Source organism: Variovorax sp. PAMC26660 (assembly GCF_014302995.1).
Lineage (GTDB): Bacteria > Pseudomonadota > Gammaproteobacteria > Burkholderiales > Burkholderiaceae_C > Variovorax.
On the sequence record NZ_CP060295.1, the window covers coordinates 6,384,529 to 6,410,550 of the forward strand.

The following is a 26,022-nucleotide window of genomic DNA, read 5'->3' on the forward strand; positions in this document are numbered from 1 at the left end:
TCCTTTCAGTCGTCGGTTTTCTTCAGGCGTCGTTGCCCTGCGCCCAGCGCAGCAGCTTGGCCACGGGCGCATACAGCGCGCGCGGAATGGGCTGGTCTTGCGGCACTTCTTCGTAGATGCGTTCGGCCAGCGCGGGCTCGAATTCGGTCGGGATCAGGCCTTCGCTGGCAAAGCGCCGGATCTGCGCGGCCACCTCGCCTTCGCCGCGCGCAATGACGCGCGGCAGGTCGGTCTCGCCCAGGTACTGCAGGGCGATGGCGACGCGCGGCGAATGGATCACGGCCGAGGCCGCGCGCACGCGGTCGTTCAGGCTCGCGTACACCGCCTCGAAGTAGGCCGAGCGGCGGCGCGAGCGGTTCAGCGGGTCGCCCTCCATCTCTTTGTATTCCTGGCGGATTTCCTCGATGGACATGCGCTGCTGCTTCATGAACTCGTGGTGCTGGTGCGCGTAGTCGACCATGGCCATGAGCGTGTAGATCACCACCGCCCAGCCAAAGGCGATGAGCACCATGTGGGTCGCGGCCACCATGATTCCCTCGGGTCGCGCATAGCCCAGCTTGAGTGCCGTGTCGATGAAGCCGCGCACCACCACGAACATCAGCGCACCGAGCAGCGCGGTCTTGGTGCTCATCTTGAGCAGGTTGATGAGGCTGCGCGACGAGAAGATGCGCTTCAGGCCCTCGGCCGGGTTCAGGCGGTTCACGTCGGGCTTCAGGCGCCCCCACGCCGCCACGCCGCCCACCTGGAACAGCGAGCCCACGATGCCCGCGGCCGCGGCGATGGCCATGATCGGCAAGGTGCCCCACACCAGCGTGGCGCCCGTGTGCAGCAGCAGTTCGGCAAAGCGGTCGTCGGGCTGCGTGAGCAAGCTGGTGCTGGTGGCGTGCAGCCACAGCTCGCGCAGCAGGCTGTAGATGAGCTGGCCGCCGAGCCACAGCGACACCACCACCACGACGAACACCACGGTGGAGGCCACGTCGGTGCTGAACACCACTTCGCCGCGCTTGCGCGCATCGCGCAGGCGCTTGGCGGTGGGAGCCTGGTCTTTTTCGGCCATGCGCTGCCCGCTACAGGGTGGCCCGCAGAAAGTCGAGCACGCCGTTCTCGGGCCGCAGGAAGTCTTGCAGCGCGTCGTACACGAACACCAGGAACAGCAGCATCATCAGGTGCGCCAGCAGGCTCTTGAGCGGCTGCGCGAACACGAACACGTTGAGCTGCGGCGCCACCCGCCCCACCAGGCCCACGCCCAGCTCGACCAGCAGCAGCACCACGATGACGGGCGAGGCCAGCTTCACGATCCACAGGAACAAGGTGTCGCCCTGGCGCACCGCGAACTGCTCCAGCACCTCGCCCATGTTCGGAAAGAACGACGCGACCGGCCACAGGCGGTACGAGTCGACGATCACCCCCAGCATCGCGAGCAGCCCGCCGCCCGACACGAAGAGCGTGATCACCATCCACCCCAGGAACTCGCTGGTGGGCCCGGTCTCGTGGCCGGCCACGGGGTCGAAGAACGAGGCGTTGCTCGAACCGGTCTGAAAGTCGATCAGGTCGCCCACGCTCTGGATGGCCCAGATGAAGATGCCGAAGCCCAGGCCGAGCATCACGCCGATGAGCGCCTCCTTGCCCGCGATGAGCACCCAGGTGCCCATGGTGGCGGACGGCATCTCGCCCGCCACCGGCGACATGAAGATCGCCAGCATCAGCAGCAGGCCGTTGCGCACGATGCCGGTGATCATGCCGCCCGACAGAAAAGGCACGACTGCGAAGATCGCGAACAGCCGCGGCATCGTGAGCACGATGGCCGAGAAGAACTTCTCCAGGCTGGCGAGTTCGATGGTGTCCATGGGGTTGCCGTTCGTGTGCCTACGCGGGCCGGCGCGCGGCCCAGGCCTGCGACGCGCTTTCTTCGGCCGTGTCTTCCAGTCGCAGTTCCTGCAGGTGCAGGCGCTCGGCACGCGCGCGCTGCTGCATCTGCTGCGCCTTCTCCAGCTCGCCGCTGGCGGCGCGCAGTTGTCTGCGGCTTTCTTCCAGCACCTGTTCGCGCTGCGCGTGCGCCTGCGAGGCTTGCGCGGTCGACTGGCCGGCTTGCGCAATCTGCGCATCGAGCGCGCCGCTCCAGGCGCCCGCATTGCGCAGGTCCGCCATGCTGCACTGCCCGCCCGAGAGTGCGCCGCGGGTCGCCTGCCAGTGCTGCACCTTGTTCTGCACCTGTTGCTCTTGCCAGGCTTCGGCCTGCGCCAACTGCGCCTGGCTCTCTTCGGCGGCTGCGCGGTCGCGCACCACCACGCCCATGGCGGCGGTCTTCTGCCGCTCGCGCACGTCGATGAGCAGCTTCCAGTCGATGCGGCTCATGGCGCGGCCCCCGATCCCTCTGGCGGGCCATAGCGGCGCAGCGCCGCCAGCGATTCGTCAAAAGGCTGGCTGCTGCGCGGCGGCTGGGCCAGAAAGTCGAGCATGGCGGGCCGCGCGCGAATGGCCTCGTCGGCCAGTGCGTCGCTGCCCGGCTTGTATTCGCCGATCTGCACCAGCAGCTCCATCTCCTGGTACTTGGCCAGCAGGCTGCGAAAGTGCGCGGCCGAAGCGCAGTGCGCGCGCGACGCCACCAGCGGCATCACACGGCTGATGCTGGCCAGCACGTCGATGGCCGGGTAGCGGTTGGCCGCCGCGATCTTGCGCGACAGCACGATGTGGCCGTCGAGGATGGAGCGCACCTCCTCGGCAATGGGATCGTTCTCTTCGTCGCCTTCGGTCAGCACCGAATACACCGCGGTGATGGACCCCGCCTTGCCCTGCCCCGCGCGCTCCAGCAACTGCGGCAGCATCGAGAAGATCGACGGCGGGTAGCTGCGCCGCGTGGGCGGCTCGCCGCTGGCCAAGCCGATCTCGCGCTGGGCGCGCGCAAAGCGCGTGAGCGAATCGACCAGCAGCAGCACCTTCTTGCCCTGGTCGCGAAAGTGCTCGGCGATGGTGGTGGCCACATAGGCCGACTTGATGCGCTCCATCGGCGGACGGTCGGAGGTGGAGACCACCATCACGGTGCGGGCCAGGCCCTCGGCGCCCAGGTTGTGCTCGATGAACTCCTTCACCTCGCGCCCGCGCTCGCCGATGAGCGCGATCACGTTGACCTCGGCCGTCGAGCCGCGCGCCAGCATGCCCAGCAAGGTGCTCTTGCCCACGCCGGGCGGCGCGAACACGCCCACGCGCTGGCCTTCGCCGAGCGTGAGCAGCGTGTCGACCGCGCGGATGCCGGTGGCCAGCGGCGCATCGATCATCCGGCGCTCCAGCGGGCTCACGGGCTCGCGGTGCACAGGCATCCGCACATGCGCCGCCAGCGGGCCGAGCGCATCGATGGGCTGGCCCAGCGCGTCGAGCACGCGCCCCAGCAGGTGCGCGCCCACCGGGCAGACATGGCCGCGCCCCGTGGGCACCACCTCGGTCAGCGCGGAGATGCCGGTGATGGAGCCCAGCGGCGTGAGGATGGCCGTGTTGCCCCTGAACCCCACCACCTCGGCCAGCAACGGCGGCTCGCCGGGCGTGACCAGCTCGCACAGTTCGCCCACGTGCGCCTGGATGCCGGTGGCGTCGATCAGCATGCCCACCGCCTTGCTCACGCGCCCGCGCATGGCCACCGGCGTGACGTGGCCGAAGGCCTGCGCCAGGTCGGCCACGATGCCCAGCGCCGCCTCGGACACACCCACGCCATGCGCGCCGGCGGTGTGCGGCCGTGCGCTCACCGCGCGCTCCCGCCCTGCGCCACCACGCGGCGAAACGCCTCGAGCTGCGCATCCACGCCGATCTCCAGCACGCCGGTGGAGGTCTGCACCACGCAGGCACCGGGCGGCAGCTCGGGGTCGGGCGTGATGGTCACGCCCATGGCCCAGTGGGCGTCGTTGCGCAGCCGGTGCAGCGTCTCGCGCATGTCGGCCTCTTGCGCCGGCGCCACGCGCACGGTAATGAAAGACTCCGCACGCAGCAGCGCCTCCACGCGAAGCAGCGCCGAATGAAACAGCATGGCCGGATCGGCATCGCCCAGGAACTGCCCCACGGCCTTGACCACGATCTGCGCCATCGACGTGCGCAGCGCGTGCAGTTGCCGCTCGACCGCCAGGCTGTCCGACACCAGTTGCCGCGCGTACTCGGCCTTCGCCTGCGCCAGACCTTCCTCGTAGCCCTTGCGGCGGCTGGCCTCGGCGCCCTGCTCGGCGTGCTGGCCGATGCGTGCCGCTTCCTTGCGCGCGGTGTCCACCACGGCCGCGGCATCGAGCAGCGCGGCGTATTCGTTTTCCTTCAGCACCTTGCGCTCGCTCAGCAGCTGCAGGTTGTCGGTTGTGATCAGAAAAGCCAGTCCCATTGCGGCAGTCTTTCGGGAACGATGCACGAGAGCATCAGTTCGTGGAGTTGCTGGGCCTGGCGCCGCTCGAACTGCGGCACGCTCAGGGTGGAGATGCGGCGCGGCAGCTTGTGCCGCAGGCGCTGCAGCGTGGCCTCGCCCTCGGACGCGGCGGCGCCCAGCAGCAGGCGGTAGCCGCGGTCGAGCACCACGCGGCCGGCGGCCAGAGGCCGCTGCTGCAGCGCGGCGGTGTCCATGCGCAACTCGGTGAGCTGGGGCACGCGTTCGAGCACGAAGTCGACCGCGTCGCGGTCGAAGCGGCGGGCCTGGCGCCGGATCTGAAAGCCCGCCCCGCCCCGCACCCGAAAAAGCGGCAGGTGCGCGCAGAAGCCCACGTAGGCCGCGAGGCGCCGCAGCGAAGCGCCATCGAGCAGCGCCAGCCGCCGCAGGCGCGAATCGAAGTTGTAGTCCGACCCGGCGATCGAGGGCGCCTGCCCGCGCCGCAGCAGCTCGGCATACACGGCGAGGCCGGCCGGCCCCAGGCGTGCAAGGCTGCGGTGGTGCAGCGGCCAATTCGCCGGCAACCAGCTCGGGTGCAGGTCGACTTCGGGATGCAGGTTGAAGCGCATGACCAAGCGCACCAGGTCCATCGGGCCGGGCGCGGCCGTGGGTGCAGGGTTGGGTGCGAGGGTCGGCGCGGGCATCGGTGGAGGCGGTCAGCGCTTGAGCACCTGGCGGCGCATCCACTGGCGCCAGTCCAGGCCTTGCCTGCGCAGCAGGGCCGGCAGCGCCATCAGGCACACGGCCGCCAGAAACAGCAGGCCCAGCAGCACCATGGCGGTCTGGGTCGAGAACAGGCCCAGCACCATCGGCTGCGCCGCCGCGTTGGCCGCGGGCGTGGGCACCGCCATGCGGCGCGCCTCGAACAGCGACAGCGACACCTGGTCGTGCGTGAGCCCTTCGATGCTGTGCGCCACCATGTCCTTCACGGCCGGCGCCAGCAGGCGCAGGTCGGTGTCGGGCCGGTACTTGATGAACACCGCGGCCGACGAGGGCCGGATCTTCTCGCTCAGCGGATCGTTGGCGGGAATGACCACGTGCACGCGCGCGGCCACCACGCCGTCGACGTTGCGCAAGGTCTGCGACAGCTCCTGCGAGATGGCGTAGATGTAGCGCATGCGCTCTTCCGAGGGCGTGGACACCAGGCCCTGCTTCTGGAACACCTCGCCCATGCTCACGTAGCGCTCGGCCGGCAGGCCCTGCACGCGCAGCACGTCCAGCGCCTGGCTCAGGCGCTCTTCCTCCACCTCGACCTGCCAGTTGCTGCCTTCGAGCCGGGTCTTGGTGGCGCCGATGCCCTCCGTGGAAAGGGCCGCGACCATCTCGTTGGCCTCTTGCTCGTGGAGGCTGGAGTAGAGCGCGACCTTGCAACCCGCCAGCGCCAGCAGCAGCGCCAGGGCGACGACGAGGCGCATGCGATTCAGGCAAAAGGACAGCCTCATTGCTGGTTCTTCAGCAGGCCGCCGAACAGGCTGGTCGCGGCGCTGGCCAGCCCGGTGGAAATGTGCATGCGGGCGAACATCATGTTCGCTTCCATGGCGTGATCGGTCATCACGAACATGGTCTTGATGGGGTCCGAGAAATCGATGGACTCGAGCATGCTCTTGCGCATGTCTTCCATCGAGCGCGTGTTGCCCGACAACTGCGCGGCCAGCGAGCGGGCCGCATCGCCGAGCGCACTGGGCGCGGCCAGAGCACTGGGGGGCGCCTGCACGCCTTGCATCATGTGGGCGAACATGCGCGTCTCACCGGGCTCGAAGCGCTGTGGGGCTGCAGCCTGCGGACCGGCAGTGGATGCGGTGGAACTGGGGGAGGCAGCGGATGCCGCCGACGCCGCCGAGTTGGCGGCTTCGGGTGGCGGCGCACTGAGGGCCGCCGACGCGATGGGATCGGTCATGGTTCACGCTCCTGGAAGCCTGGAGGCCTGCGAAAAAAAGAGAGAGAAAGCGCCGCGCGAAGCCCGGGCTCCGCGCGGGCCTTGCCCGTCAGCTCTGCTTGGCAGATTGACGGATGTCGTTGCCGGTGGACTTGGCCACTTCCGTGCCCGCGGCGTTGGCGCCGTTCACCGTTTGCGCCGTGGCGGCTGCGCCCGAAATGGTGGCGCCTGCGGCCATGCTGACGCTCATCAGACGGGCCTGGTCGGCCGCGGCTTGCTGCATTTGCTGGATCGAGGTGTCGACTGCGCTCATGGGATAACTCCTGTCATGGTTGACGGTTGAAGGTTCACTGGGGAACAAAGGTGCTCCGTCCCGCGGGACGAAGCCATTCCACGCGGCGCAAGGTCTTGCGGCGCCGCATGAAATCGGGGGCGAAACGAGCGCGGTGCATCGCGCTCATCTCGCGGGTCTCTTGTTGGGCACGCCGCCGCTGAGCACCAGCCCGTCGGCGTCGATGTGCGTGAGCTCGGCGCCGGAACGCAGCACCGAGCCTTCGTAGTAGCGGTTGCCGTTGGACAGCTGGATCTGGCGCATGCCGTTGCCGTCTTCGGTGATGCTCACCATGCGCGCCGGCAGCAGGCTCTGCCAGCTCTCCCACTGGGCACGCATGTCGTCGTCCTTGGCCTCGGGCTTCGGCGCCTCGCGGTAATGCACCTTGTCGGACACCAGCACCGCGGGGTGCAGGTCTTCGCTGAGCCGGCGGATCTTCTGGCGCACGGCCGCGTCTTCGACCGTGCCGCTGAGCACCAGCCGGCCCTGCCCTGCATAGGTGACGGCCACGCCGGGGTCGTCGACGTAGCGGCGTGCCTGCTCGACCATGTCCTCGGCCGAATGCACGTTCACGCTGACCTTGCTGCCGAAGCGCGTCATGGCCTGCTCCAGCGTCTGGCGGCGCTGCCGCGATTCCACGTAGCCCTTCACGCTGAACTGGCCGCCCTGCGCCGCGACCACTTCCACCTCAGGGAAAGGCACCAGCGCCTTCTCCACCTCGGCCAGGTTCACGTTGCCGCCGTTGCGGGCAGCGCTGCCGTCGCTGCTCACCCACACGGCCGCCACGCCGATCACCGCCAGCATCGCGATCACGCCACCCACCCACAGGCCCAGGCGCTGCGCATTGGAAGCCGGCGGCCGCAGGTCGGTGTCGTCGCCGGGTGCGGCACCGCGGGCCGGCGCGAACATGCGGTCTTCCTGTGCGTGGGCCGGGTAGGTGCGGTCGAGCTGGAAGTCGATCTGCCCCACGCTCACGATGTCGCCGGCCACCACGCTCTTGCGCGGCTGCTGCATGTCTTGCCCGTTCAGGCGTGCCGACGCCGTGCCCAGCCGCTGCATCGACACCACCAGCTCGCCGACCGTGAAGGCCAGGTGGCGCGGCAGCACGTCGCCCCCTGGCAGCATCACTTCGCATTCGCCGCCCGAGCCCAGCACGTTGATGCCGGGCCTGAGCACGATGGTGCGGCCCTTCACGGCGCCGCTCAGAAAGCGCAGGCACCAGCCCGCGGCCACAGCCGGCATGCCATGCGGCGCGGCGGTGTCCGGGTCACCGGGAATGTCGGGAAGGTCTGGCGTGTCGGCGTCCATGCTCAGCCTCCCGGTTCCGGCACGTGCAGCGGCGGCAGCGCGACCGTGGTGCCCGGCATGACCAGGCGCGGCGTGAGCAGATAGAAGCGCTCCATGTTGGACTGCTTCTTGTCGGTGTACTTGAAGAGATTGCCGACGCCCGGAATGTCCTTGAGCAACGGCACGCCCGTGACCGCGTTGCTCTTTTCTTCCGACGAGTAGCCGGCAATCAGCAGGCTCGCGCCCTCGTCGACCAGCGCCTGGGTGTTGACGTTGCGGCGGCGCACGATCGGGATCTGGTTCACGCTCTGCGTGCTCAGGTCGCCGTCGACGATGTCGATGGACATCATCACGCCGCGCCCCGTGGCCTCGTCGATGATCAGCGGCGTCACGCGCACCGAGGTGCCGGCGGTGATGCTGAACAGGCCCGCGTCCTGGAAGCCGTCCACCTTCACGTAGAACTCGCTCAGGTTTTCCAGCACGGCCTCGGTGTTGTCCAGCGTCATCACCTTCGGGCGGGCCACGAAGTTCGCGTTGCCGTTGGTGGCCAGCGCGGTCACGCGGGCCAGCAGGTAGTTGCGCGCGCTGTTGCCGATGGCCGCGGTGAACATGCCGCCCAGCGGCGTGAGCGGGTTGCCCGAGGTGTCGACGCTGCCCACCTGTCCGGCCTCGCTGCCCGTGCCGCCCCAGGTCAGCGGCGTGCGCGTGCCGTTGCCGGTTTGAAAATCGGCATGCGTGCCATGCAGCCGCCAGTCGACGCCCAGGCTGCTGAGCGTGTCGGAGCTGATGTCCATGATGGTCACCTCGATCTCGACCAGCCGCGGGCGCGTGTCCATCGCCTCGATCAGCTTCTGGTACTGCGCCATCTTGTCGGGCATGTCACGCACCAGCACGGCGTTCATGCGCGTGTCGGCCTGGAACTGCGGCAGCTCGTTGCCCATCACGCTCGACATGCCACCCAGCGTGGCGGGGCTGTCGGTGGCGGGCCCGGCGCCTGCCACGTCGATGCGCGGCGCGTTGATCGAATCGCCGCTGCGCAGCTTGATCTGCCGGTTCGGCCCCACCGACACGGTGCCGCTGGTGCCGCGGCCGCCGCCGTTGGCGCCGGCGCTGTTGCCGCTGCGCCCGTAGAGGCTGCGCAGCACGTTGGCCACGCCTGCCACCACCGTCTCCTTGCCCGAGCGGTTGATCTTGAAGTCGGAGGCCCACGCGTACTTGAGCGGGAACAGGCGGATCTCCGCGCCCTCGGCCAGCGCGGTCTTCTGGTCGGCCAGCTTGACGGCCTGGCGCACCATTTCCACGTAGCGGCGCGGACCGGTCACGTACACGCTGGCATCGTTCTCGCTGATGCTCAGCGGGTAGCGCTCGTCGGAGATGTGCAGGCGCACCAGCGTCTGGGCAATGCGCCCGGCGTTCTCGGCGGCAATCGGCAGCACCTCGCTCTTGGCATCGGCTGCGAGGTCGATGAAGAGGAACGCACCGTCGAAGTACCAGGTGAGTCCGTTGACCGAGCACACGCTGTTCAGGATGTTCCTGGCCGGCCCGTCGAACTTGCCGCTGATGACGCCGTTGACCTTGGGGTCGATCACCGCGGTCATGCCTTGCGACGAAACCAGCTCACGCAGAAAGTCGTTCAGCGGCTTTTCGTTGGCCACGATCTGGAAGGGCCGGTTCTGCCAATGGAAATCGGCCGCCCTGCTGTGCTGCGCCACCAGCAGCATCAGCACGGCGCAGCCCAGCAGCAGAAAAGCCTGGCGACGGACCGCAAGGAGGCGCAAGGCGATCTTCACGACAGCGATGTCAGCGACAGGAACGCGCGCTCTGCGAAGCGCATCACGTCGCGCCCCAGCCAGCCCGCCGTGACAATGATGGCCACCATCACCGCGATGAGCCGCACCGACTGGCCGATGCTCTGGTCCTGCACCTGCGTGACCGCCTGCAGCACCGCCACCAGCAGCGACGACAGCGTGGCCACCACCACCACCGGCAGCGAAATCCAGAGCACCAGGAACAGGCCTTCGCGCGTGATGTCCAGAATGTTCTGCGGTGTCATGGCTCGGGGTGTGGGTACGGAAAAGAAGTGCAAAGGTGTTCATCAATGGGCTTGCGGATTGGTGATCCAGCCCACCGGCTGCAGGGCCACGTCGTCGTCGATTTCCTGGTACGAAAGCACCGCGAGCTGCGGTGCCACGGGCTCGATCAGCGTCTTGATGTAGCGGCGCACGTCCGCCGAAGCGATGGCCACCACGCGCTGGGCCGTGGCGCCGAGAACGCGACGCACCTGGTCGCGAATGTCCTGCGTGACCGCCGGGCTCAGCAGCAGCAGGTTGCCGCGCGGCGAGCGCTCGACGGCGTTCTGCACGCGCTCCAGCAGCGCCGACTCGAACAGGATGGCTTCGAGCTGCCGGTTGGCGCCCACATAGCGGCTGGTGATGTAGCGCCCGAGATGGATGCGCACCAGCTCGGTCAGCGCAATGCCGTCCTGTTCCTTCGCGGCCCACATCGTCAGGCTCTCGAAAATCGCGTGCAGGTTGCGAATGGGAATGCCCTCCTGCAGCAGCCGGCGCAGCACCTCGGCAATGCGCTGGGCCGAAGCCACGCGCAGCACCTCGGCCGCGAGCTCTGGCGCATCGCGCTGCACCGAATGCAGCAGGCGCTGCACTTCCTGCAGGCCGATGAGCTCCTTCACGTTGCGGCGCACGGCATGGTCCACGTGCAGGCTCACCACCTGTGCGCCAGTCCAGGTGGTCACGCCGGGCTCCGTGCCCGGCACCCACACCACGCGCGCGAACGGCCCGAAGGGCTCGGCCACTTCGGCACCCGACGGCGGCGACACGGCGGCGGACGGATCGAGCAGCAACCAGCCGGGCTTGAGCGTGCCGCGCGCCACCGCCACGTCGTGCACCAGCACCTGGTAGTCGTTGTCGGCCAGGCCGTCTGCATAGTTGAGCTGCAGTCGCGGAAAGATCGGGCCGAGGTCGGCCTCCACCGAGGTCTTGACGGCCGACAGGTGCTGGTCGAGCACATAGCGGTCGACCGCGTTGCGCAGCCCCGCCGACAGGCGCACGGCCAGCGGCGCGGCAATGGCGTGGTCGGTGTCGGTTTCTTCGGCGGCCACGCCGCCGGTGTGCGAGATCCAGCCCGGTGTGTTGCGCTGCTGGCGCAGCATGCGCATCGACAAGCCCAGCCCCAGCAGCACGGCCGCCAGCAGGCCGAACACCCACTTCGGAAAACCCGGCACCACGAGGAAGCTGGCCACCGCCAGGCCCGCGATGATGAGCGCGCGCGGGTGCGCCATCAGCTGCTCGCCGATCTGCTGCGCGAGCTGCGTGTCGCGGCGCTCGCCGGTGCTCACGCGGGTGATGACGATGCCCGCGGCAATCGACACCAGCAGCGACGGAATCTGCGACACCATGCCGTCGCCCACCGTGAGGATGGCGTAGCGCTGCAGCGCGCCGCCCAGCGTCATGTCGTGCATCAGCGTGCCGATGGCAATGCCCGCCAGGATGTTGACCAGCGCGATCACGATGCTGGCAATGGCATCGCCCTTCACGAACTTCATGGCGCCGTCCATCGCGCCGTGCAGTTGGCATTCCTGCTCCAGCAGCTGGCGCCGCTTCTGCGCCTTGGCCGACGAGAGCACACCGGCGCGCACGTCGGCGTCGATGCTCATCTGCTTGCCGGGCATGGCGTCGAGCGCGAAGCGCGCCGCCACCTCGGCCACGCGCTCCGAGCCCTTGGCAATCACGATGAACTGCACGATCGCGATGATGAGGAACACCACGCCGCCCACCACCACGTTGTTGCCCACGATGAGCTTGCCGAAGGTGTCAATGATGTGGCCTGCATTGGCCTGCAGCAGGATCAGCTTGGTTGACGCGATGTTCAGCGCGAGCCGGAACAACGTAGTGAAAAGAAGCAGCGACGGAAAGGTCGACAGCGACAGCGCCGAAGGCACGTACATCGCCACGATCAGCAGCACCAGGCTGATGGCCAGGTTGCTCGCGATCAGCAGGTCGAGCAGCGGCGTGGGCAGCGGCAGCACGAACAGCGCGACCACCACCACCAGCAGGCCGGCGAGCAGAAGATCGTTGTAGCGGCCTGCGTTGCCGAGCAGGTCGCGAAGACCGCCACGGTAGTGCTGAAGAGATCGCGCGGGACTCGCCATTGCGTGCTTGCCTGGTGGTGTTCTTGGAGTTGTTGTGGACCGTGGCCGACTCGCCGCGGTCCGCAAACTCTAAGCGCCGCCCTCTGTTCGCAGCAACCACGAGTTCTCGTAAGTACGAAGGTCTTGTGGCGTGCGCGGCACTACGCTTTTGCGTACTACCTGCATCGAACCCCTTTCGCTAAGCTGCCTTTCCTCATACGACACGACCCCGTGCATTGCTTGAAGGTGGACAGTGACCCAACGCAGAAGTTGTTCGAACGAAAGCATGCATGCCCACGCACGCCGGTGACGCAGTGACCGAGCTCGGCGAAGCGCGCACGCTGCCGCGTGCCGATGCGGCGAACGTGCGTGCGCTCAATCGCCTCTACGCGGCGGCGCCGCTGCGCGACATTGCCGCACGCGGTGCGCGCTACAGCCTGGCGTGGCACCACGACATGGCCTTTGCGCACACCACGCGAGAGAGCTACAGCTTCAGGCTCGGCGCGCACGTCGGCCACCTGGCCATGGACCCGCCGAGCATGCAGGCCCTGTTGGGCGAGCGCCGCTTCGACTTGCTGCCGCGCGACCTGCGCTACATATTGCTGGCCGATGCGCTGCATCCGGTGATCGACACGCTGGAGAAGGCCCTGCGCCTGCACTTCGAGTGGCAGCCTGCGCAGGCCGAAGTGCGCAAGAGCGGCGAGCCCGCACCGCTGCACTGCGACCCTGAGCGCGCGGCCTTCTTCGTGGCCACGCCGTCGGATGGCGGTGCGCCGCTGCGCGGCTTCGTGCAGTTCGACGACACGGCCACGCTCGATGCGCTGGTGCCCGCAGGCATGGCCATGCACCGTGCGGTGCACGCGAGCGCCGCCTCGGGGATCTACGACGCGCTGCGCATGCCGGTGAGCTTCAGCCTCGGCAGCACGCCCATCGCGCTGCGCGAGATCAGCAGCATCCGCCCCGGCGACATCGTCGGCATCGAGCAATGGAGTTCTTCGGGCGCCGCGATCGTGGTCACGGCCGAGCTGGGGGGCGCCGCGGGGCTGCACCTCTGGGCCCTTGCCGAAGGCTCGCGCATCACCGTTCAGCCACCGAGAGACAGCGCCATGAAGCCAGACATACCCCCGTACATTGCCGACGCCGCAGACAGCGTCAACCTGCCCATCGACAGGCTCGACGCGCTGGAGGTGACGCTGCGCTTCGAGGTCGGCGACCTGTCGCTCTCGCTGGGCGAGCTCAAGGGCATCCGCGCCGGCCACGTGTTCGACCTGGCACAGCCGCTGAACCGCTGCACGGTGCGCATCCTGGCGCACGGCAACGTGCTGGGCAAGGGCTACCTCGTGGCCGTGGGCGACAGGCTGGGCGTGCGCGTGTCGGAGTTCGCGCCCGGCGAAGTCTGACGCGCGGCACCCGCACCAGCCAAGGCAGCTCTCATGCAAGGCGGACTCCCGGAACCCCTCACACTCGTCGCGCTGATGGTCGCGTTCGGCTTCGCGACCTTCGCGGCGCTGATGGTCACGAGCTACACCAAGCTGGTGATCGTGTTCGGCCTGCTGCGCACCGCGCTCGGCCTGCAGCAGACGCCGCCGAACATGGTGCTCAACGGCATCGCGATCATCCTGTCGGTCTACATCATGGCGCCAGTGGGCATGGACATCGGCGATGCGCTGCGCGGGCGCAACTTTGGCAGCAAAGGCGAAAGCATGGGCGACATCATGGCCGTGCTCGATGCCGCCAAGGTGCCGGTGAAGGAGTTTCTGCAAAAGCACACGCACGAGCGCGAGCGGCAGTTCTTTCTGAAGTCGGCCTCCAACATCTGGCCCAAGGCGCGCGCCGAGCAACTGAAGGACGACGACTTCATGGTGCTGGTGCCCAGCTTCACGCTCAGCGAGCTCACGCGGGCGTTCCAGATCGGCTTCATCATCTACCTGGTGTTCGTGGTGGTGGACCTGATCGTGGCCACCGTGCTGCTGGCACTGGGCATGTCGATGATCTCGCCCACCACCATCTCCCTGCCCTTCAAGCTGCTGCTGTTCGTGATGCTGGATGGCTGGACGCGCCTTGTGCACGGACTGGTGCTGTCGTATCGCTAGAACAAGACGCCTTCAGGACGTCATCCAAAAGCATTCGTGGACCGTTGGGTGGGTGCGCCTGATGAACGACGCACATCCATCCACGATGTCATTGCTTAGAAAGACCACCATGAAAACCAAGCAGCTCATCTTCTCCGGCATCCTTGCATTCGCCGGCCTGGCCTTGCTGGCCCCGGGCGTCGCTTCTGCGGCGCCCTACCACCACCAGAAGCACAAGGTGTGCAAGTGGGATGCGCGCCATCACCACCGCGTCTGCCACTGGGTGCGTTGATCCACCTCACCACGAAGCCCGCGAACGCGGGCTTTTTCATGCCCGGCTCGCGTGCGCGGACTGCCGTCAATACAGAGTTGACCGCTGCCTCGCCGGCAGCTCCCGGTCATAGGTTTCCCCGTCGAACGCTGCCTGCGTCAGCGCCGAAAGAATCGCACCCGGCGTAGGCACTTCGCGCTTCGCATCCGCCGGCAGTGGCGCCCACAGTTGCGATCGCTGGATCGCGCGGGCACACTGGAAGAACACCGTTTCCACCTTGATTTCGATCACGCACTGCGGCAGCTTGCCTTGCATCGCAAGGCGGGCCATCAACTCGGGCTCGACGGTGATGCGCGCCCTGCCGTTCACGCGCAGCGTCTCGCCCACGCCGGGAATCAGGAACAGCAGCGCCACGCGAGGGTCGGCCACGATGTTGCGCAGGCTGTCGATGCGGTTGTTGCCGCGCCGCTCGGGCAGCAGCAAGGTCTTTTCGTCCTGCACGACCACGAAGCCCGGCGGGTCGCCGCGCGGCGAGGCGTCCAAGCCACCGGGGCCGAGCGTGGCAAGCACCGCGAAGGGCGACGCGGCAATCAGCGCCTGGTAGGCCGGGTGCAGGTACGGCACCTCCTTCTTGAGCGAGGCCTCGCCGGCCACGCCGAACAGGGCTTCGAGCTGGGTCACGGTGTCGATGGCATGGGGCGTGGTCATCGCGGTTGTTCCTGTGAGCGTGTGTGTGAGAGATGGGATTGTTCTTCAACCTGGGGTTCGTGCCGCATCGGGTGCCGGCGACGACGCATTCCAGCCGCAGGCCAATGCCGTCAACGCGAGCAGCAGCGCGGCAGTGCCGTAGATCCACGGCGGCGAGGCGATCGGCAGCAGAACCCCTGCGAGCAGCGGCCCGGTGCCGGCGCCGATGTCGCGCCACACCGAACGCGCGGCCAGCGCCTGCACGCGCTCCGGCCCAGGCGTGCGCCGCGCCACGATGGGCGGCAGCAAGGGCAGTTGCAGCGCGCGCAGCACCACGATCAGGGCCGCGCAGCTCCACAGCCAGCCGAGGCCGAAGCCCACGAGCGCGATGGCCGTCACGAGCGACAGGCTCACCAGCAGGCGCTCGGCGCCGAAGCGTTCCGCCATGTGGCCACCGACCGGGCTCAGCAGGATTTCCGCGAGGTAACGCAGCGCCAGCAGCACGCCGGCCACGATCACGGCGCCGCCCGGCATCAGGTCCTTGCCCAGGTACGACAGGCCGATGATGAAAAGGCCATCGAGCGCGAACCCCTCCATGAACGACCAGCTGTCAAGGCTGTTGGGCCACTTGAAGCGCCGCGTGGGCTTGCCGATCGCATGCGGTGCCGCTGGCAGCCGCCGCGTGACGAACCACGCCATCAGCGAGAACACGGCGAGGATGCCGAAGATCGTGCGCGGCCCGTACGCATGCGCCAGCAGCGCGCCCAGCGGCAGCGCCAGCACCGGCCCCATGGCGATGAAAGCGCGCGAACGCCCGTTGCGCCGCGCCGCACCAACCGGGTCGGCCGTGGCCAGTGCCTGTGTCGACAGGTTGAGCGCCGCGAAGCACAGGCCCCACATCAGCCGCAGCGGCAGCAGCGCCCAGAAGCCGGACAGGGTTGCGTAGCCGATTCCGCAAACCGCAGCCGCCAAGACCGCGATGGTGCAGGTCAGCCGGTCGCCGTTGCGTGCGTAAAAGCGCGCGACCCAGCCATAGCCCGCGATGCGCACGAGCCGGTTCGCCGCGAGCAGCATGCCGGCCTCGGCCAGCGTCACGCCGAACTGGCTGGCATACATCGGCAGCAAGAGGTAGAGCACGACATCGGCCGGCAGCGAAAGACCGAGCGCCATCGCAGCGCGGCGCGAGTTCAGATCAGTGGAGGTGGGGATTGGGGCGCAGGAAGAGGAAGACATCGAGACCGCATGGTGCACTGCGGCAACGCTTGCCGACAAACGACATTAACGACCCGCATGCGTGAGAAAATCGCACGCATGCCGCTTCGAGAACCGCCCCTCAACGCCGTGCGTGCCTTTGCCGCCGCAGCCCGCCACCTGAGTTTCACGCGCGCGGCGCAGGAGCTTCACGTCACGCACAGCGCGGTGAGCCGGCAGATCAAGAGCCTTGAAAGCTTCCTTGGCGTGGCGCTGTTCGAGCGTCGCATCCGGCAGGTCGCGCTGACCGCCGAGGGGCAGCAGTTCTTCGCCGAAGTGGAACCCGCTCTCGCGCAGATCGCTTCGGCGGCGCGGGCGTTGCAGGCACAGGGGCCGGCGCGCGCGGTGCGGATCAATGTGCGCCCCTCTTTCGCGGTGCGCTGGCTCATTCCGCGCCTGCCTTCGTTCGTCGAACGCTATCCCGACATCGAGCCGCAGGTCATCACCAGCACCGTCATGCCCGAGCAGGCGCTCGACAGCTTCGACATCGCGGTGCGCCGTGGCCTCGACGGCTGGCCGCCGTCCATCAAGGTCCGGCCCTTTCTCGAAGACGAAGTGCTGGTGGTGGGCGCGCCGGCGCTGTTCAAGACGCATCCGCTGCCCGACCTGCGTGCGCTCGCATCGCATGTGCAGCTCTCCGCGAAGACGCGCAAGGAAGACTGGGATGCCTGGAAGAAGCAGCTCGGCGCACCGCGCGCGCGGCCGGCCGGCCGGCTGCAGTTCGATCACCTGCATTTCGTGCTGCAGGCCGCGGTCGACGGCCTGGGCATTGCGCTCGCGCCGACCTCGCTGGTGGCGCACGACCTTGCCTCGGGCCGCCTGCAATCGCCGCTGCCCACATCGCGCATGGCGCTCGATCGCTACTACTACGGCCTTGCGCCCGATGCGGCACCGGAAGCGCAGTACGTCGCCGAATGGTTCGAGGACATGCTGGCCCGGAGTGCTTAGCCCGCAAGCGCGCGGATGACTTCCGCGACGCCGACGCTCCCCTTGCGAACGGTCGCCTCGTCGCCCTCGAAGCAGATCCAGCCTTCGTTGAAACCGTCGAGCATCTGGATGCGCGGCATCGGATCGCGCGTGCCTTGCGCGCGAAAGAGCGCGCCCCAGGTTTCGCGTGGTACCGCCTGTGCACGGACCGGGCGGCCGAGCACCTTCGAGAGTGCATCGGCAATGCCGTGCTGGCTCAGCCGCTCGGGGCCTTCCAGTTCGACGATGCGCGGCGGCGCTTCGTGCTGCGTCAGCAGCGCCGCGGCAACCGCGCCCACATCGGCCGTGGCAACCATCGGCACGGCTCTGTCGAGCGGCTGCAGATAACTGGAGAGCACGCCCTCCTCGCGCGCCTGCGCAATGTCCCAGGCCAGGTTTTCAAGGAACCAAGCGGGCCGCAGGAAGGTGACGGACAAGGGCAACGTACCGAGCGCTTCTTCCATCAGCGTGCGCTGGCTCAACAGGTTCGATTGCGTGGCCTGCGCGCCAACGGTCGAAAGACAAACCACGCGTGCCGGACGTGCCGCAGCAAGCGCCTGATGCACAGCGGAGATGACGACCCTGGCCTCCGGAAACCCCGGTTCGGGATCGAAGTTCGAAGGCGGCAAAACGAAAACACCGGTTGCGCCCGTGAAGGCTCGCGTCAGTGCCTGCGCATCTTCCATCTCCGCGACGGCGATTTCGCAGCCAAGGTCGGCCCAGACCCGGCCCTTGGCCGCATCGCGAACCACCGCGCGAACGGGCTGGCCCGCAGCCAGCAACGCACGCGCCGCAGCGCCCCCGACCTGACCCGTGATACCTGTGATGGCGTACATGAAATTTCCTTGTTTGAATACGATGCGGCGAATGTTAGGAATTGGCATTCTTTGAGTAAAGCGACTCAAAGACATATCATTCATGACACTCAATCACGAATAGGCCATGGCACTCGACGGACGACTTCTCTCCAACGTGGGCGTGCTCGCCGCCGTCGTCGAAGGCGGCAGCTTTGCCAGTGCCGCACAGGCGCTAGGCCTCACGCCTTCGGGCGTCAGCCGCGCCATCGCACGGCTCGAAGCGCGCATCGGCGTGCGCCTGTTCGACCGCACCACGCGGTCGCTGAGCCTCACCGACGAAGGCCGGCTGCTCTACGCCAACATCAATCCGCTGGTGCTGGGCATCGAGGACGCGGTCACGCTCACGGCCGGTGCGTCCGGCGCGGTGCGCGGGCGCCTGCGCGTGAACACCGACGCCTTCACGTCCCGCCTGCTGCTGGCGCCGCATCTGCCGCGCTTCCTCGCGCTCTATCCCGAGCTGTCGCTGGAACTGATTGCGCGCGACCAGCTTGGCGACCTCGTGGCCGAGGGCTTCGACATCGCGGTGCGTTTCGGCGAGCCGCCATCGTCATCGCTGATCGCGCGCAAGCTGATGGACACGCGCATCGTCACAGTCGCCACGCCGGCTTACCTGAAACGCCACGGCCGCCCCGCCAAGCCTGCGGACCTGGTCGACCACACCTGTCTCCAGGTGCGCAACCCGGTCACCGGACAGCCCTACGCGTGGGAGTTCCAGCGCGGCCGCAAGCTGATCAAGGTGCCCACCACGGGCCGGCTGTTGCTGACCGATGCAGGCACCATCCTCGCCACCGCCCTTGCGGGTGTCGGCGTGGCGCAGATCAAGGCGGTGGGCATCCAGTCGCAGCTCGACAGCGGCGAGTTCGTCGACCTGTTTCCCGACTGGCCGGACGAACGCTTTCCCCTGTATGCGCTGTATCCGTCGCGCCATCTGCCGGCGGCGAAGGTGCGGGCCTTCATCGACTTCATGATGGCGGCCATTGCACCGGAAGCGACGGCTAAAACCCGGCGCTGACCGGCATCCGGGCCGATTGCTTTCAGGTCCGTAAACGGCCAGCGCAAGGCGGCGCCGGCTCGCAAGATGAGGCTTTCCACCAAGGCCTTCCCGCATGTCCGCAGCCCTCCCCCGCCCCTTCCTGAATCTCGCGTGGTCCAACCTCGCGGCGCAGTCCGCCGAGCAGTTGAGCCTTGCGGCCGTGCCGCTGGTGGCGGTGCTCGCGCTCGGCGCCGGGCCGGGAGAAATCGGCTTCCTGGCCGCCATCCAGACGCTGCCTTTTCTGCTGGTCTCGATGCCGATGGGCCTGCTCGCGGACCGCATGTCGCGGCGGCGGCTGATGGTCTGCTCCGAGGCCTTGCGGGCGGTGTCCCTGCTGGTGCTGCTGGCGATGGTGCTTGCATCGACCTTGAGCATCGGATGGCTGGCGGTGCTCGGCTTTCTGGGTGCCGTTGGCACTGTCGGCTTCAGCGTGGCAGCGCCTGCGTTGGTGCCGGCGCTGGTTCCGCGCGATGCACTGGCCGCAGCCAACGGCCGGCTGGAACTCGCGCGCAGTGCGGCCTTCACCGCCGGCCCTGCACTTGCAGGCGCGCTCGTCGCGTGGGCGGGTGCGTCCGCCGCGTTCGTGCTGGCCGCGCTGCTCTCGGTCTCGGCCGTGGGCCTGCTGCTGAAGCTGACCGAAGCGCCACGCAACGCGGCATCGCAGCGCCATCCGCTGCTCGACGTGCGCGACGGCGCACGCTTCGTCTGGCAGCACGCGCTGCTGCGCCCCATGCTGATGACGGGCGCGGTCTTCAACATCTCGTGGTTCGTGCTGCAGGCGGGGTATGTGCCCTATGCCGTGCGCGTGCTGGGCCTGGGCGCGCAGGCGGTCGGCTTCACGCTCGCGATGTATGGCGCGGGCATGGTGACCGGGGCATTGCTCACGTCGCGTGTCGTTGCGCGCATGCCTTTCGGTCGCGCGATACAGGTCGGGCCTGCCGTGGCCGTCGTCGCCGCGGCCACGATGGCTGCAACGCTCATCGTGCCGAACGCGTCGCTGGCCGCGCTGTCTTTCTTTCTGTTCGGCGCGGGGCCGATGGTCTGGGTCATCACCACCACCACGCTGCGCCAGAGCGTGACGGACGCAGCGATGCTGGGCCGTGTGTCTGCCGTGTTCCTCACGATCAATGCGGGTGCGCGGCCCGTCGGCGCCGCGCTGGGCGGTGCGGTCGGCGCGGTGTGGGGAGAGCCGGCCTGCCTGCTGCTGGCACTGGCGGGGTTCGTGCTGCAGGCTGGGATCATTTTTTCTTCACGCATCGCGGGGCTACGGCACTTGCCCGTGGCAGCAGGCTGAGGTTTGCTCAGGCGGCCCGGCTGCGCCCCTGTCGCGCCGACGCCGGCTCCAGGAAAATCTGCCGGAAGTAATCGCGAAACGCCGTCATGGCGGGCGAGAACTCGACGCCCTGCTTCCATCCCAGGCCGATGTTCATGGTCGGCACCGCGTCGCGCAGGTTGATGGTCTCGATGCGCTTGCCCTCCAGCGACCAGGGGCGGTAGACCATGTCCGACAGCACCGTCACGCCCAGCCCGTTGGCCACCGTGCTGCGCACCGCCTCCACCGAGCTGGTGCGCAAGCGGATGCGCGGCTGGTGCGGCGTCTTGCTCCAGTACTTCAGCGCCGTGGCCGCAGCCTCGTCCACGGTGAGCATGATGTAGGGCTCGGCCGCCACGTCGGCCAGCGTGACCTCGGCCTTCTCCAGCAGCGGATGCTTGGCGGGCACCCACAGCCTGCGCTGCGAGCCGAAGAAGGTTTCGAGCGACAGCTCGCGCAGCACGACGTTGGACGTGAGCACCACACCCATGTCGTAGCTCTGGGTGATCAGGCCTTCTTCGATGGCCTCGCGCGCCACCTCGTGCACCTTCACCGTGACCTGCGGATGCAACTGCTCGAAGCGCTGCAAGTGATGCGGCAGGAAGTAGCCCAGCACCGTGTAGCTCGCGGCGATGGTCAGCGAGCCCTCGACGTTCGCGCCGTCGTGCGGCATGCGGATCGCCTCGTCCGCGGCCGACAGCACCGCATAAGCGTGGCTGAGAAAACGCCGCCCCGCCTTCGTCAGTTCCACACCGTGCGGATGGCGCTCGAAGAGCTGCTGCCCCATCATTTCTTCCAGCTCGCGAATGGCGGTGGTCACGGCCGACTGCGAGATGTTGAGCTGCAGCGCCGCGTGCGAGATGCGCCCTACCTCGGCCACGGCGGAGAAGTACTTGAGCTGGCGAAGTGTCAGGGACATGGAGCGCCTTCCTTGGGGCCTGGATGAGGTATTGCCAGATGCGCGCCGGGCACCCCACATTAGGTGGAAACCCGATATCGCGAAATCGTGCCCCTCCAGAGTAGCGCTCAATGCGCGGCGTTGCAGCATCTGTTTTTCAGATACCGAGCCGCTCGAAAACAATGCTTTTCAGTCTTTCGACCGCTCACTAATCTTCGCCCTGTCCTGCATTGCCGCTTTCCGGCGATGCCCACAGAACAAAGGCTGCGAGACGTGAAGAAGACGCTGATCGATCTGAACTCCGACATGGGCGAAGGCTTCGGCCCCTGGACCATCGGCGATGGTGTCGACGAGCAGCTCATGCCGCTGATCAGCTCGGCCAACATCGCCACCGGCTTCCATGCAGGCGATCCGAACATCATGCGCAAGATGGTGCTGCTGGCCCGCGAACATGGCGTGGGCATCGGCGCGCATCCCGGCTTTCGCGATCTCGTGGGCTTTGGCCGCCGCCACATCACCGCACCGGCCGACGAGCTGGTGAACGACATGGTCTACCAGCTCGGCGCGCTGCGCGAGTTCGCACGGCTGGCGGGCATGAAGCTGCAGCACATCAAGCCGCATGGCGCGCTGTACATGCACGCGGCGCGCGACGAGGCGCTGTCGCGTGCGCTGGTCATGGCGCTGCAGCAGATCGAGCCCACGCTGCGCCTGTTCTGCATGGAAGCGTCCATCACCTGCCAGGTGGCCCGCGAACTCGGCCAGCCGGTGGTGCGCGAGTTCTATGCCGACCGCGACTACGACCTGAGCGGCTCCATCGTCTTCACGCGCCGTGTCGGGGCGCTGGAGCCTGCCGCTGTGGCCGCCAAGGTGCTGCGCGCCTGCACCGAAGGACTGGTGCGCACGGTCGAGGGCAAGGATATTGCTATCGACTTCGATTCGGTCTGCATCCACAGCGACACGCCCGGTGCGCTCGCGCTGGTGCAAGCCACGCGGCGCGCCCTCGCCGACCACGACATTCGCGTTGCCGGCCTTGCCGCGCTGGCGCAGGCCTGATTGCGTTTTCCCGTTCTTGTTGTTCCAGGAGTGCACACGATGTCCGCTACCCACGAAGTCCTGAGCCCGCTGCCGGGCACCTTCTACCGCCGCTCGGCGCCCGATGCGCCGCTCTTCAAGGCCGAGGGCGACACCGTGGCCGTGGGCGACGTGCTGGGCCTGGTCGAGGTGATGAAGCAATTCAGCGAAGTCACGGCCGATGCGGCTGGCCGCCTGCAGCGCTTTCTGGTCGAGAACGGCGAGCCCGTCGATCCGGGCCAGGTGCTGGCCGTCATCGAGACGGCGTGAAAGCATGAGAGCAAGGCCCATGAACGCTGCATTCGACAAGCTGCTGATCGCCAACCGTGGCGAGATCGCGGTGCGCATCATCCGCGCCGCGAAAGAATTGGGGCTGAAGACGGTCGCCGTCTACAGCGACGCCGACGCGCAGAGCCTCGCTGTGCAGATGGCCGACGAAGCCGTGCGCATCGGCCCGGCGCACGCCACCAAAAGCTACCTGAGCGTCGATGCGATCCTGCAGGCGGCCGCCGACAGCGGTGCCGGCGCGGTGCATCCGGGCTACGGCTTTCTTTCGGAGAACGCCGACTTCGCCGAACGCGTCGAGGCCGCGGGCCTGGTGTTCGTCGGCCCCACACCGCACGCCATCCGCACCATGGGCGACAAGGCCGCTGCGCGCGCCGCCGCCATGAAGGCCGGCGTGCCCACGGTCCCCGGCAGCGCCGGCGTGGTCACCGACCCGGACACGGCCATCGAGGTGGCCAAGGACATCGGCTACCCGATCATGATCAAGGCTTCGGCCGGCGGCGGCGGGCGCGGCATCCGCGTGGCGCAGGACGAAGCCGAGCTGCGCCAGCAGTTCGCCACGGCCACCGCCGAAGCGCAGGCGGCTTTCGGCAACGGCGAGGTGTACCTCGAACGCTTCATCCGCCAGGCGCGTCACATCGAAGTGCAGATCCTCGGCGACGGCCAGCGCGTGGTGCATTGCTTCGAGCGCGAATGCTCGCTGCAGCGCCGACGCCAGAAGGTCTGGGAAGAAGCGCCTTCAGCGGCCATCAGCGAGGCCACCCGCGCCGCGCTCTGCGAATCGGCGCTGCGGCTGGCCAATGCCGTGGCCTACCGGGGCGCCGGCACGCTCGAATACCTGTACGACGACGACACGCGCGAGTTCTTCTTCATCGAGATGAACACCCGCATCCAGGTCGAGCACCCCATCACCGAAATGATCACCGGCGTCGATCTGGTGAAAGAGATGCTGCGCATCGCGCTGGGCCAGCCGCTGCGCCTGAAGCAAGAAGACATCCGCCTGACCGGTGCCGCCATCGAGGTGCGCATCAACGCAGAGAACGCCGCGAAGAACTTCATGCCGAGCCCAGGATTGGTCTCGCAGCTCGTGGTGCCGGGCGGGCCGGGCGTGCGCTTCGACACCATGCTGTTCCCCGGCTACACCGTGCCGGCCTACTATGACTCGCTGCTGGGCAAGCTGATCGTGCACGACACCGACCGCGCCGGCGCGCTGGCACGCATGCGCCGCGCGCTGGGCGAACTCAAGGTCGAAGGCATCCACACCACGATCCCGCTGCATCGCGCGCTGTGCGACGACGCCGACGTGGCCAAGGCCGCGTTCCACACGGGCTTTCTCGAAACCTGGCTGGCGGCGAATCCGCTGCCCGACGCCCCTGCGCTTGTGAAGGTGCCCGCATGACCGCTGCAACCACCCTCCCCGCCCAAGCCCGCTACAGCTTCGGCGGCGACGAGCACCTGTTCGTCGAGATCAGCGAAGAGATGTCGCTGCCCGCCTTCTTCAAGGGCATGGCCATCTGCAACGAGCTGCGCCGCCGCGCCCTGCCCGGGGTCACGGAAATCTGCCCGGCCAACGCCGCCTACCTCGTGCGCTTCGATCCCGATGCGATCGCGCCCGGCACGCTGCTCGCCACGTTGAAGGAGATCGAGGCGGGCCTGGGCGAAGCCGACCTGCAGTTGCAGACCCGCATCATCGAAATCCCGGTGCTCTACAACGACCCGTGGACGCACGAAACGCTGATGCGCTTTCGCGAGCGGCACCAGGACCCGACGAGCACCGACATCGAGTACGCCGCGCGCATCAACGGCCATGCATCGGTCGATGCCTTCATCGAAGCGCATTCGTCCGCGCCCTGGTTCGTGTCGATGGTCGGCTTCGTGGCCGGCCTGCCCTTCCTGTTCCAGATGGTCGAGCGCGAGCGCCAGATCCAGGTGCCCAAGTACCTGAGCCCGCGCACCGACACGCCCAAGCTCACGCTGGGCCATGGCGGCTGCTTCAGTTGCATCTACTCGGTGCGCGGCGCGGGCGGCTACCAGATGTTCGGCGTCACGCCCGCGCCGATCTTCGATCCGGCGCAACGCCTGTCTTACCTGAAGGACCTGATGGTGTTCTTCCGGCCCGGCGACATCGTGAAGTGGAAGCCCATCGACCGCGCCGAATACGACCGCCAGATCGCGCAGGTCGAGGCGGGCACCTACACGCTGCGCATTGCACCGGTGTCGTTCTCGCTCAAGGAATTCCTGGCCAACCCCGATGGCTACAACCAACAGCTGCTGAAGGTGCTCCATGGCGATTGAAGTCATCAAGCCCGGCCTGGCGACCAGCGTGCAGGACGCGGGCCGCCCCGGCTACTACAACCTGGGCATTCCGCTGTCCGGCGCGCTCGATCAGCAAAGCCTGGTGCTCGCGAACCTGCTGGTCGGCAACGACGAGGGCGCGGCCGTCATCGAAAGCACGCTGCTCGGCCCCGAGCTGCAGTTCGACGCACCCGCACTGGTGGCCATCACTGGCGCCGACGCCAAGATCAAGCTCAACGGCAACGAGATGCCACGCAACGAATCCTTCGCGGTGCATGCCGGCGACAAGCTCAGCTTCGATTTCATGAAGCTCGGTGCCCGCATGTGCATCGCCGTGGCCGGCGGCATCGACGTGCCGGTGGTGCTGGGCAGCCGCTCGACCTACGGGCTGGGTGCCTTCGGCGGCTTCAATGGCCGCAAGCTGCTGGCTGGCGACAGCCTGCCGGTCGGAACGCCCTCGGCCAAGGCAAGGCCCGGCCGCAAGGTCGATGCCGCGCTGCTGCCCGTGCTGACAAAAGAAGTGGCGCTGCGCGTGCTGCCGGGCATTTACTTTCACCGCCTGCAGGAGGTGTCGGTGCAGAGCTTCTTCGCCGACACCTGGACCGTCGGCTCCGAGGCCGACCGCATCGGCTACCGCTACAAGAACGGCACGCCGCTGAAGTTTCTCGACCGCAAGCCGCCCTTCGGCGCGGGCGACGATCCGTCGAACATCGTCGATGCGGGCTACCCCTATGGATCGATCCAGGTGCCGGGCGGGCGCGAGCCGATCATCCTGCACCGCGACGCGGTCTCGGGCGGCGGCTACGCGATGGTCGGCACCGTGATCAGCGCGGACATGGACCTCATCGCCCAGATGCAGCCCAACCACAAGGCGCGCTTCGTCGAGGTCGACATGGCCCAAGCGCTGGAAGCCCGCGCCGAGCGACGACGACACATCGATCGTTTGCGCGCGGCGCTCGCGGCCTGAGCCGCGCCCCCCTTCCCTCTCTC

General features: G+C 67.9%; 28 protein-coding genes. 11 read left to right on the forward strand and 17 right to left on the reverse strand.

Annotated elements, in window-relative coordinates; translation table 11 throughout:
- Positions 1-22: 22 nt before the first annotated feature.
- The 13 genes from H7F35_RS29980 to sctV form a co-directional block, all read right to left on the reverse strand.
- Positions 23-1,057, reverse strand: a complete 1,035-nt coding sequence (locus H7F35_RS29980) for an EscU/YscU/HrcU family type III secretion system export apparatus switch protein (protein WP_187110137.1) — start codon at positions 1,055-1,057, stop codon at positions 23-25.
- A 10-nt stretch (positions 1,058-1,067) separates the two neighbouring features.
- The gene (gene sctT / locus H7F35_RS29985) at positions 1,068-1,847 is read right to left on the reverse strand and encodes a type III secretion system export apparatus subunit SctT (RefSeq protein WP_187110138.1); all 780 of its coding nucleotides are present in this window, start codon (positions 1,845-1,847) and stop codon (positions 1,068-1,070) included.
- Between the two features lie 19 nt (positions 1,848-1,866).
- Entirely contained in the window at positions 1,867-2,355 is a 489-nt protein-coding gene (locus H7F35_RS29990) for a serine kinase (protein WP_187110139.1), read from the reverse strand.
- Positions 2,352-3,701: a FliI/YscN family ATPase gene (locus H7F35_RS29995; RefSeq protein ID WP_187114463.1), complete on the reverse strand. Its 1,350-nt coding sequence runs from the start codon at positions 3,699-3,701 to the stop codon at positions 2,352-2,354. The genes H7F35_RS29990 and H7F35_RS29995 overlap by 4 nt, the downstream gene beginning before the upstream one ends.
- 32 nt (positions 3,702-3,733) lie before the next feature.
- Positions 3,734-4,354 carry a type III secretion system stator protein SctL gene (sctL, locus tag H7F35_RS30000; RefSeq protein WP_187110140.1) on the reverse strand — a complete coding sequence of 207 codons (621 nt, stop codon included), beginning with the start codon at positions 4,352-4,354 and terminating at the stop codon, positions 3,734-3,736.
- Positions 4,336-5,037, reverse strand: a complete 702-nt coding sequence (locus tag H7F35_RS30005) for a SctK family type III secretion system sorting platform protein (RefSeq protein ID WP_187110141.1) — start codon at positions 5,035-5,037, stop codon at positions 4,336-4,338. The genes sctL and H7F35_RS30005 overlap by 19 nt, the downstream gene beginning before the upstream one ends.
- A gap of 12 nt (positions 5,038-5,049) precedes the next feature.
- Complete coding sequence (gene sctJ / locus H7F35_RS30010) at positions 5,050-5,835, reverse strand: type III secretion system inner membrane ring lipoprotein SctJ (protein ID WP_187110142.1); 786 nt, start codon at positions 5,833-5,835, stop codon at positions 5,050-5,052.
- Positions 5,832-6,290, reverse strand: a complete 459-nt coding sequence (locus H7F35_RS30015; protein ID WP_187110143.1) for a hypothetical protein — start codon at positions 6,288-6,290, stop codon at positions 5,832-5,834. The genes sctJ and H7F35_RS30015 overlap by 4 nt, the downstream gene beginning before the upstream one ends.
- Positions 6,291-6,378: 88 nt before the next feature.
- Positions 6,379-6,582 (reverse strand): hypothetical protein, encoded by a 204-nt coding sequence (locus H7F35_RS30020; RefSeq protein WP_187110144.1) that lies wholly within the window; start codon positions 6,580-6,582, stop codon positions 6,379-6,381.
- Between the two features lie 144 nt (positions 6,583-6,726).
- Positions 6,727-7,908: an FHA domain-containing protein gene (locus H7F35_RS30025; RefSeq protein ID WP_187110145.1), complete on the reverse strand. Its 1,182-nt coding sequence runs from the start codon at positions 7,906-7,908 to the stop codon at positions 6,727-6,729.
- 2 nt (positions 7,909-7,910) lie between these two features.
- A complete protein-coding gene (gene sctC / locus H7F35_RS30030) occupies positions 7,911-9,677 on the reverse strand; it encodes a type III secretion system outer membrane ring subunit SctC (RefSeq protein WP_261803415.1) in 1,767 nt (588 codons plus the stop codon).
- Positions 9,674-9,940: a type III secretion system export apparatus subunit SctS gene (gene sctS, locus H7F35_RS30035; protein WP_187110146.1), complete on the reverse strand. Its 267-nt coding sequence runs from the start codon at positions 9,938-9,940 to the stop codon at positions 9,674-9,676. Before sctS ends, sctC begins: the two co-directional genes overlap by 4 nt.
- Positions 9,941-9,982: 42 nt before the next feature.
- Complete coding sequence (gene sctV / locus H7F35_RS30040; protein ID WP_187110147.1) at positions 9,983-12,055, reverse strand: type III secretion system export apparatus subunit SctV; 2,073 nt, start codon at positions 12,053-12,055, stop codon at positions 9,983-9,985.
- Between the two features lie 269 nt (positions 12,056-12,324).
- Here sctV and sctQ point away from each other — a divergent pair, with 269 nt between their 5' ends.
- The 3 genes from sctQ (at position 12,325) to H7F35_RS30055 (ending at position 14,398) form a co-directional block, all read left to right on the forward strand.
- Entirely contained in the window at positions 12,325-13,434 is a 1,110-nt protein-coding gene (sctQ, locus tag H7F35_RS30045; RefSeq protein WP_187110148.1) for a type III secretion system cytoplasmic ring protein SctQ, read from the forward strand.
- A gap of 33 nt (positions 13,435-13,467) precedes the next feature.
- Positions 13,468-14,127 carry a type III secretion system export apparatus subunit SctR gene (gene sctR, locus H7F35_RS30050; RefSeq protein ID WP_187110149.1) on the forward strand — a complete coding sequence of 220 codons (660 nt, stop codon included), beginning with the start codon at positions 13,468-13,470 and terminating at the stop codon, positions 14,125-14,127.
- A 109-nt stretch (positions 14,128-14,236) separates the two neighbouring features.
- The gene (locus H7F35_RS30055; RefSeq protein ID WP_187110150.1) at positions 14,237-14,398 is read left to right on the forward strand and encodes an HHHH-motif protein; all 162 of its coding nucleotides are present in this window, start codon (positions 14,237-14,239) and stop codon (positions 14,396-14,398) included.
- Between the two features lie 66 nt (positions 14,399-14,464).
- On the opposite strand, the gene H7F35_RS30060 is transcribed toward H7F35_RS30055, so the two are convergent.
- Entirely contained in the window at positions 14,465-15,085 is a 621-nt protein-coding gene (locus H7F35_RS30060; protein ID WP_187110151.1) for a pyridoxamine 5'-phosphate oxidase family protein, read from the reverse strand.
- A 45-nt stretch (positions 15,086-15,130) separates the two neighbouring features.
- Complete coding sequence (locus H7F35_RS30065) at positions 15,131-16,234, reverse strand: MFS transporter (protein ID WP_261803416.1); 1,104 nt, start codon at positions 16,232-16,234, stop codon at positions 15,131-15,133.
- 141 nt (positions 16,235-16,375) lie between these two features.
- Between H7F35_RS30065 and H7F35_RS30070 the strand changes: the two genes are divergently transcribed.
- Complete coding sequence (locus H7F35_RS30070) at positions 16,376-17,263, forward strand: LysR substrate-binding domain-containing protein (protein WP_187110153.1); 888 nt, start codon at positions 16,376-16,378, stop codon at positions 17,261-17,263.
- Here the strand turns inward: H7F35_RS30070 and H7F35_RS30075 are convergent.
- Positions 17,260-18,117 carry an NmrA family NAD(P)-binding protein gene (locus tag H7F35_RS30075; RefSeq protein ID WP_187110154.1) on the reverse strand — a complete coding sequence of 286 codons (858 nt, stop codon included), beginning with the start codon at positions 18,115-18,117 and terminating at the stop codon, positions 17,260-17,262. The genes H7F35_RS30070 and H7F35_RS30075 overlap by 4 nt on opposite strands.
- Before the next feature lie 106 nt (positions 18,118-18,223).
- On the opposite strand from H7F35_RS30075, the gene H7F35_RS30080 reads away from it, so the two are divergent.
- Positions 18,224-19,150 carry a LysR family transcriptional regulator gene (locus tag H7F35_RS30080; protein WP_187110155.1) on the forward strand — a complete coding sequence of 309 codons (927 nt, stop codon included), beginning with the start codon at positions 18,224-18,226 and terminating at the stop codon, positions 19,148-19,150.
- Between the two features lie 94 nt (positions 19,151-19,244).
- On the forward strand, positions 19,245-20,465 hold the full coding sequence (locus tag H7F35_RS30085) for an MFS transporter (protein WP_187110156.1): 1,221 nt from the start codon (positions 19,245-19,247) through the stop codon (positions 20,463-20,465).
- A gap of 7 nt (positions 20,466-20,472) precedes the next feature.
- Here H7F35_RS30085 and H7F35_RS30090 read toward each other — a convergent pair whose 3' ends face one another.
- Complete coding sequence (locus tag H7F35_RS30090) at positions 20,473-21,402, reverse strand: LysR family transcriptional regulator (RefSeq protein WP_187110157.1); 930 nt, start codon at positions 21,400-21,402, stop codon at positions 20,473-20,475.
- A gap of 252 nt (positions 21,403-21,654) precedes the next feature.
- Between H7F35_RS30090 and H7F35_RS30095 the strand changes: the two genes are divergently transcribed.
- The 5 genes from H7F35_RS30095 to H7F35_RS30115 are packed head-to-tail and all read left to right on the forward strand — an operon-like array spanning position 21,655 to position 25,999.
- Entirely contained in the window at positions 21,655-22,434 is a 780-nt protein-coding gene (locus H7F35_RS30095) for a 5-oxoprolinase subunit PxpA (protein ID WP_187110158.1), read from the forward strand.
- Positions 22,435-22,473: 39 nt separating this feature from the next.
- A complete protein-coding gene (locus tag H7F35_RS30100) occupies positions 22,474-22,722 on the forward strand; it encodes an acetyl-CoA carboxylase (protein ID WP_187110159.1) in 249 nt (82 codons plus the stop codon).
- 19 nt (positions 22,723-22,741) lie between these two features.
- Entirely contained in the window at positions 22,742-24,136 is a 1,395-nt protein-coding gene (locus tag H7F35_RS30105) for an acetyl-CoA carboxylase biotin carboxylase subunit (protein ID WP_187110160.1), read from the forward strand.
- Complete coding sequence (locus tag H7F35_RS30110; RefSeq protein WP_187110161.1) at positions 24,133-25,032, forward strand: 5-oxoprolinase subunit B family protein; 900 nt, start codon at positions 24,133-24,135, stop codon at positions 25,030-25,032. The genes H7F35_RS30105 and H7F35_RS30110 overlap by 4 nt, the downstream gene beginning before the upstream one ends.
- The gene (locus H7F35_RS30115; protein ID WP_187110162.1) at positions 25,022-25,999 is read left to right on the forward strand and encodes a biotin-dependent carboxyltransferase family protein; all 978 of its coding nucleotides are present in this window, start codon (positions 25,022-25,024) and stop codon (positions 25,997-25,999) included. Before H7F35_RS30110 ends, H7F35_RS30115 begins: the two co-directional genes overlap by 11 nt.
- Positions 26,000-26,022 lie beyond the last annotated feature (23 nt).

Excerpts from the sequence above, each read along its gene's own strand:
- H7F35_RS29980 (WP_187110137.1), bottom strand. The coding sequence starts at position 1,057 with ATGGCCGAAAAAGACCAGGCTCCCACCGCCAAGCGCCTGCGCGATGCG.
- sctT (WP_187110138.1), bottom strand. The coding sequence starts at position 1,847 with ATGGACACCATCGAACTCGCCAGCCTGGAGAAGTTCTTCTCGGCCATC.
- H7F35_RS29990 (WP_187110139.1), bottom strand. The coding sequence starts at position 2,355 with ATGAGCCGCATCGACTGGAAGCTGCTCATCGACGTGCGCGAGCGGCAG.
- sctL (WP_187110140.1), bottom strand. The coding sequence starts at position 4,354 with ATGGGACTGGCTTTTCTGATCACAACCGACAACCTGCAGCTGCTGAGC.
- H7F35_RS30005 (WP_187110141.1), bottom strand. The coding sequence starts at position 5,037 with ATGCCCGCGCCGACCCTCGCACCCAACCCTGCACCCACGGCCGCGCCC.
- sctJ (WP_187110142.1), bottom strand. The coding sequence starts at position 5,835 with ATGAGGCTGTCCTTTTGCCTGAATCGCATGCGCCTCGTCGTCGCCCTG.
- H7F35_RS30015 (WP_187110143.1), bottom strand. The coding sequence starts at position 6,290 with ATGACCGATCCCATCGCGTCGGCGGCCCTCAGTGCGCCGCCACCCGAA.
- H7F35_RS30020 (WP_187110144.1), bottom strand. The coding sequence starts at position 6,582 with ATGAGCGCAGTCGACACCTCGATCCAGCAAATGCAGCAAGCCGCGGCC.
- H7F35_RS30025 (WP_187110145.1), bottom strand. The coding sequence starts at position 7,908 with ATGGACGCCGACACGCCAGACCTTCCCGACATTCCCGGTGACCCGGAC.
- sctS (WP_187110146.1), bottom strand. The coding sequence starts at position 9,940 with ATGACACCGCAGAACATTCTGGACATCACGCGCGAAGGCCTGTTCCTG.
- sctV (WP_187110147.1), bottom strand. The coding sequence starts at position 12,055 with ATGGCGAGTCCCGCGCGATCTCTTCAGCACTACCGTGGCGGTCTTCGC.
- sctQ (WP_187110148.1), top strand. The coding sequence starts at position 12,325 with ATGCCCACGCACGCCGGTGACGCAGTGACCGAGCTCGGCGAAGCGCGC.
- sctR (WP_187110149.1), top strand. The coding sequence starts at position 13,468 with ATGCAAGGCGGACTCCCGGAACCCCTCACACTCGTCGCGCTGATGGTC.
- H7F35_RS30055 (WP_187110150.1), top strand. The coding sequence starts at position 14,237 with ATGAAAACCAAGCAGCTCATCTTCTCCGGCATCCTTGCATTCGCCGGC.
- H7F35_RS30060 (WP_187110151.1), bottom strand. The coding sequence starts at position 15,085 with ATGACCACGCCCCATGCCATCGACACCGTGACCCAGCTCGAAGCCCTG.
- H7F35_RS30065 (WP_261803416.1), bottom strand. The coding sequence starts at position 16,234 with ATGGCGCTCGGTCTTTCGCTGCCGGCCGATGTCGTGCTCTACCTCTTG.
- H7F35_RS30070 (WP_187110153.1), top strand. The coding sequence starts at position 16,376 with ATGCCGCTTCGAGAACCGCCCCTCAACGCCGTGCGTGCCTTTGCCGCC.
- H7F35_RS30075 (WP_187110154.1), bottom strand. The coding sequence starts at position 18,117 with ATGTACGCCATCACAGGTATCACGGGTCAGGTCGGGGGCGCTGCGGCG.
- H7F35_RS30080 (WP_187110155.1), top strand. The coding sequence starts at position 18,224 with ATGGCACTCGACGGACGACTTCTCTCCAACGTGGGCGTGCTCGCCGCC.
- H7F35_RS30085 (WP_187110156.1), top strand. The coding sequence starts at position 19,245 with ATGTCCGCAGCCCTCCCCCGCCCCTTCCTGAATCTCGCGTGGTCCAAC.
- H7F35_RS30090 (WP_187110157.1), bottom strand. The coding sequence starts at position 21,402 with ATGTCCCTGACACTTCGCCAGCTCAAGTACTTCTCCGCCGTGGCCGAG.
- H7F35_RS30100 (WP_187110159.1), top strand. The coding sequence starts at position 22,474 with ATGTCCGCTACCCACGAAGTCCTGAGCCCGCTGCCGGGCACCTTCTAC.
- H7F35_RS30105 (WP_187110160.1), top strand. The coding sequence starts at position 22,742 with ATGAACGCTGCATTCGACAAGCTGCTGATCGCCAACCGTGGCGAGATC.
- H7F35_RS30110 (WP_187110161.1), top strand. The coding sequence starts at position 24,133 with ATGACCGCTGCAACCACCCTCCCCGCCCAAGCCCGCTACAGCTTCGGC.
- H7F35_RS30115 (WP_187110162.1), top strand. The coding sequence starts at position 25,022 with ATGGCGATTGAAGTCATCAAGCCCGGCCTGGCGACCAGCGTGCAGGAC.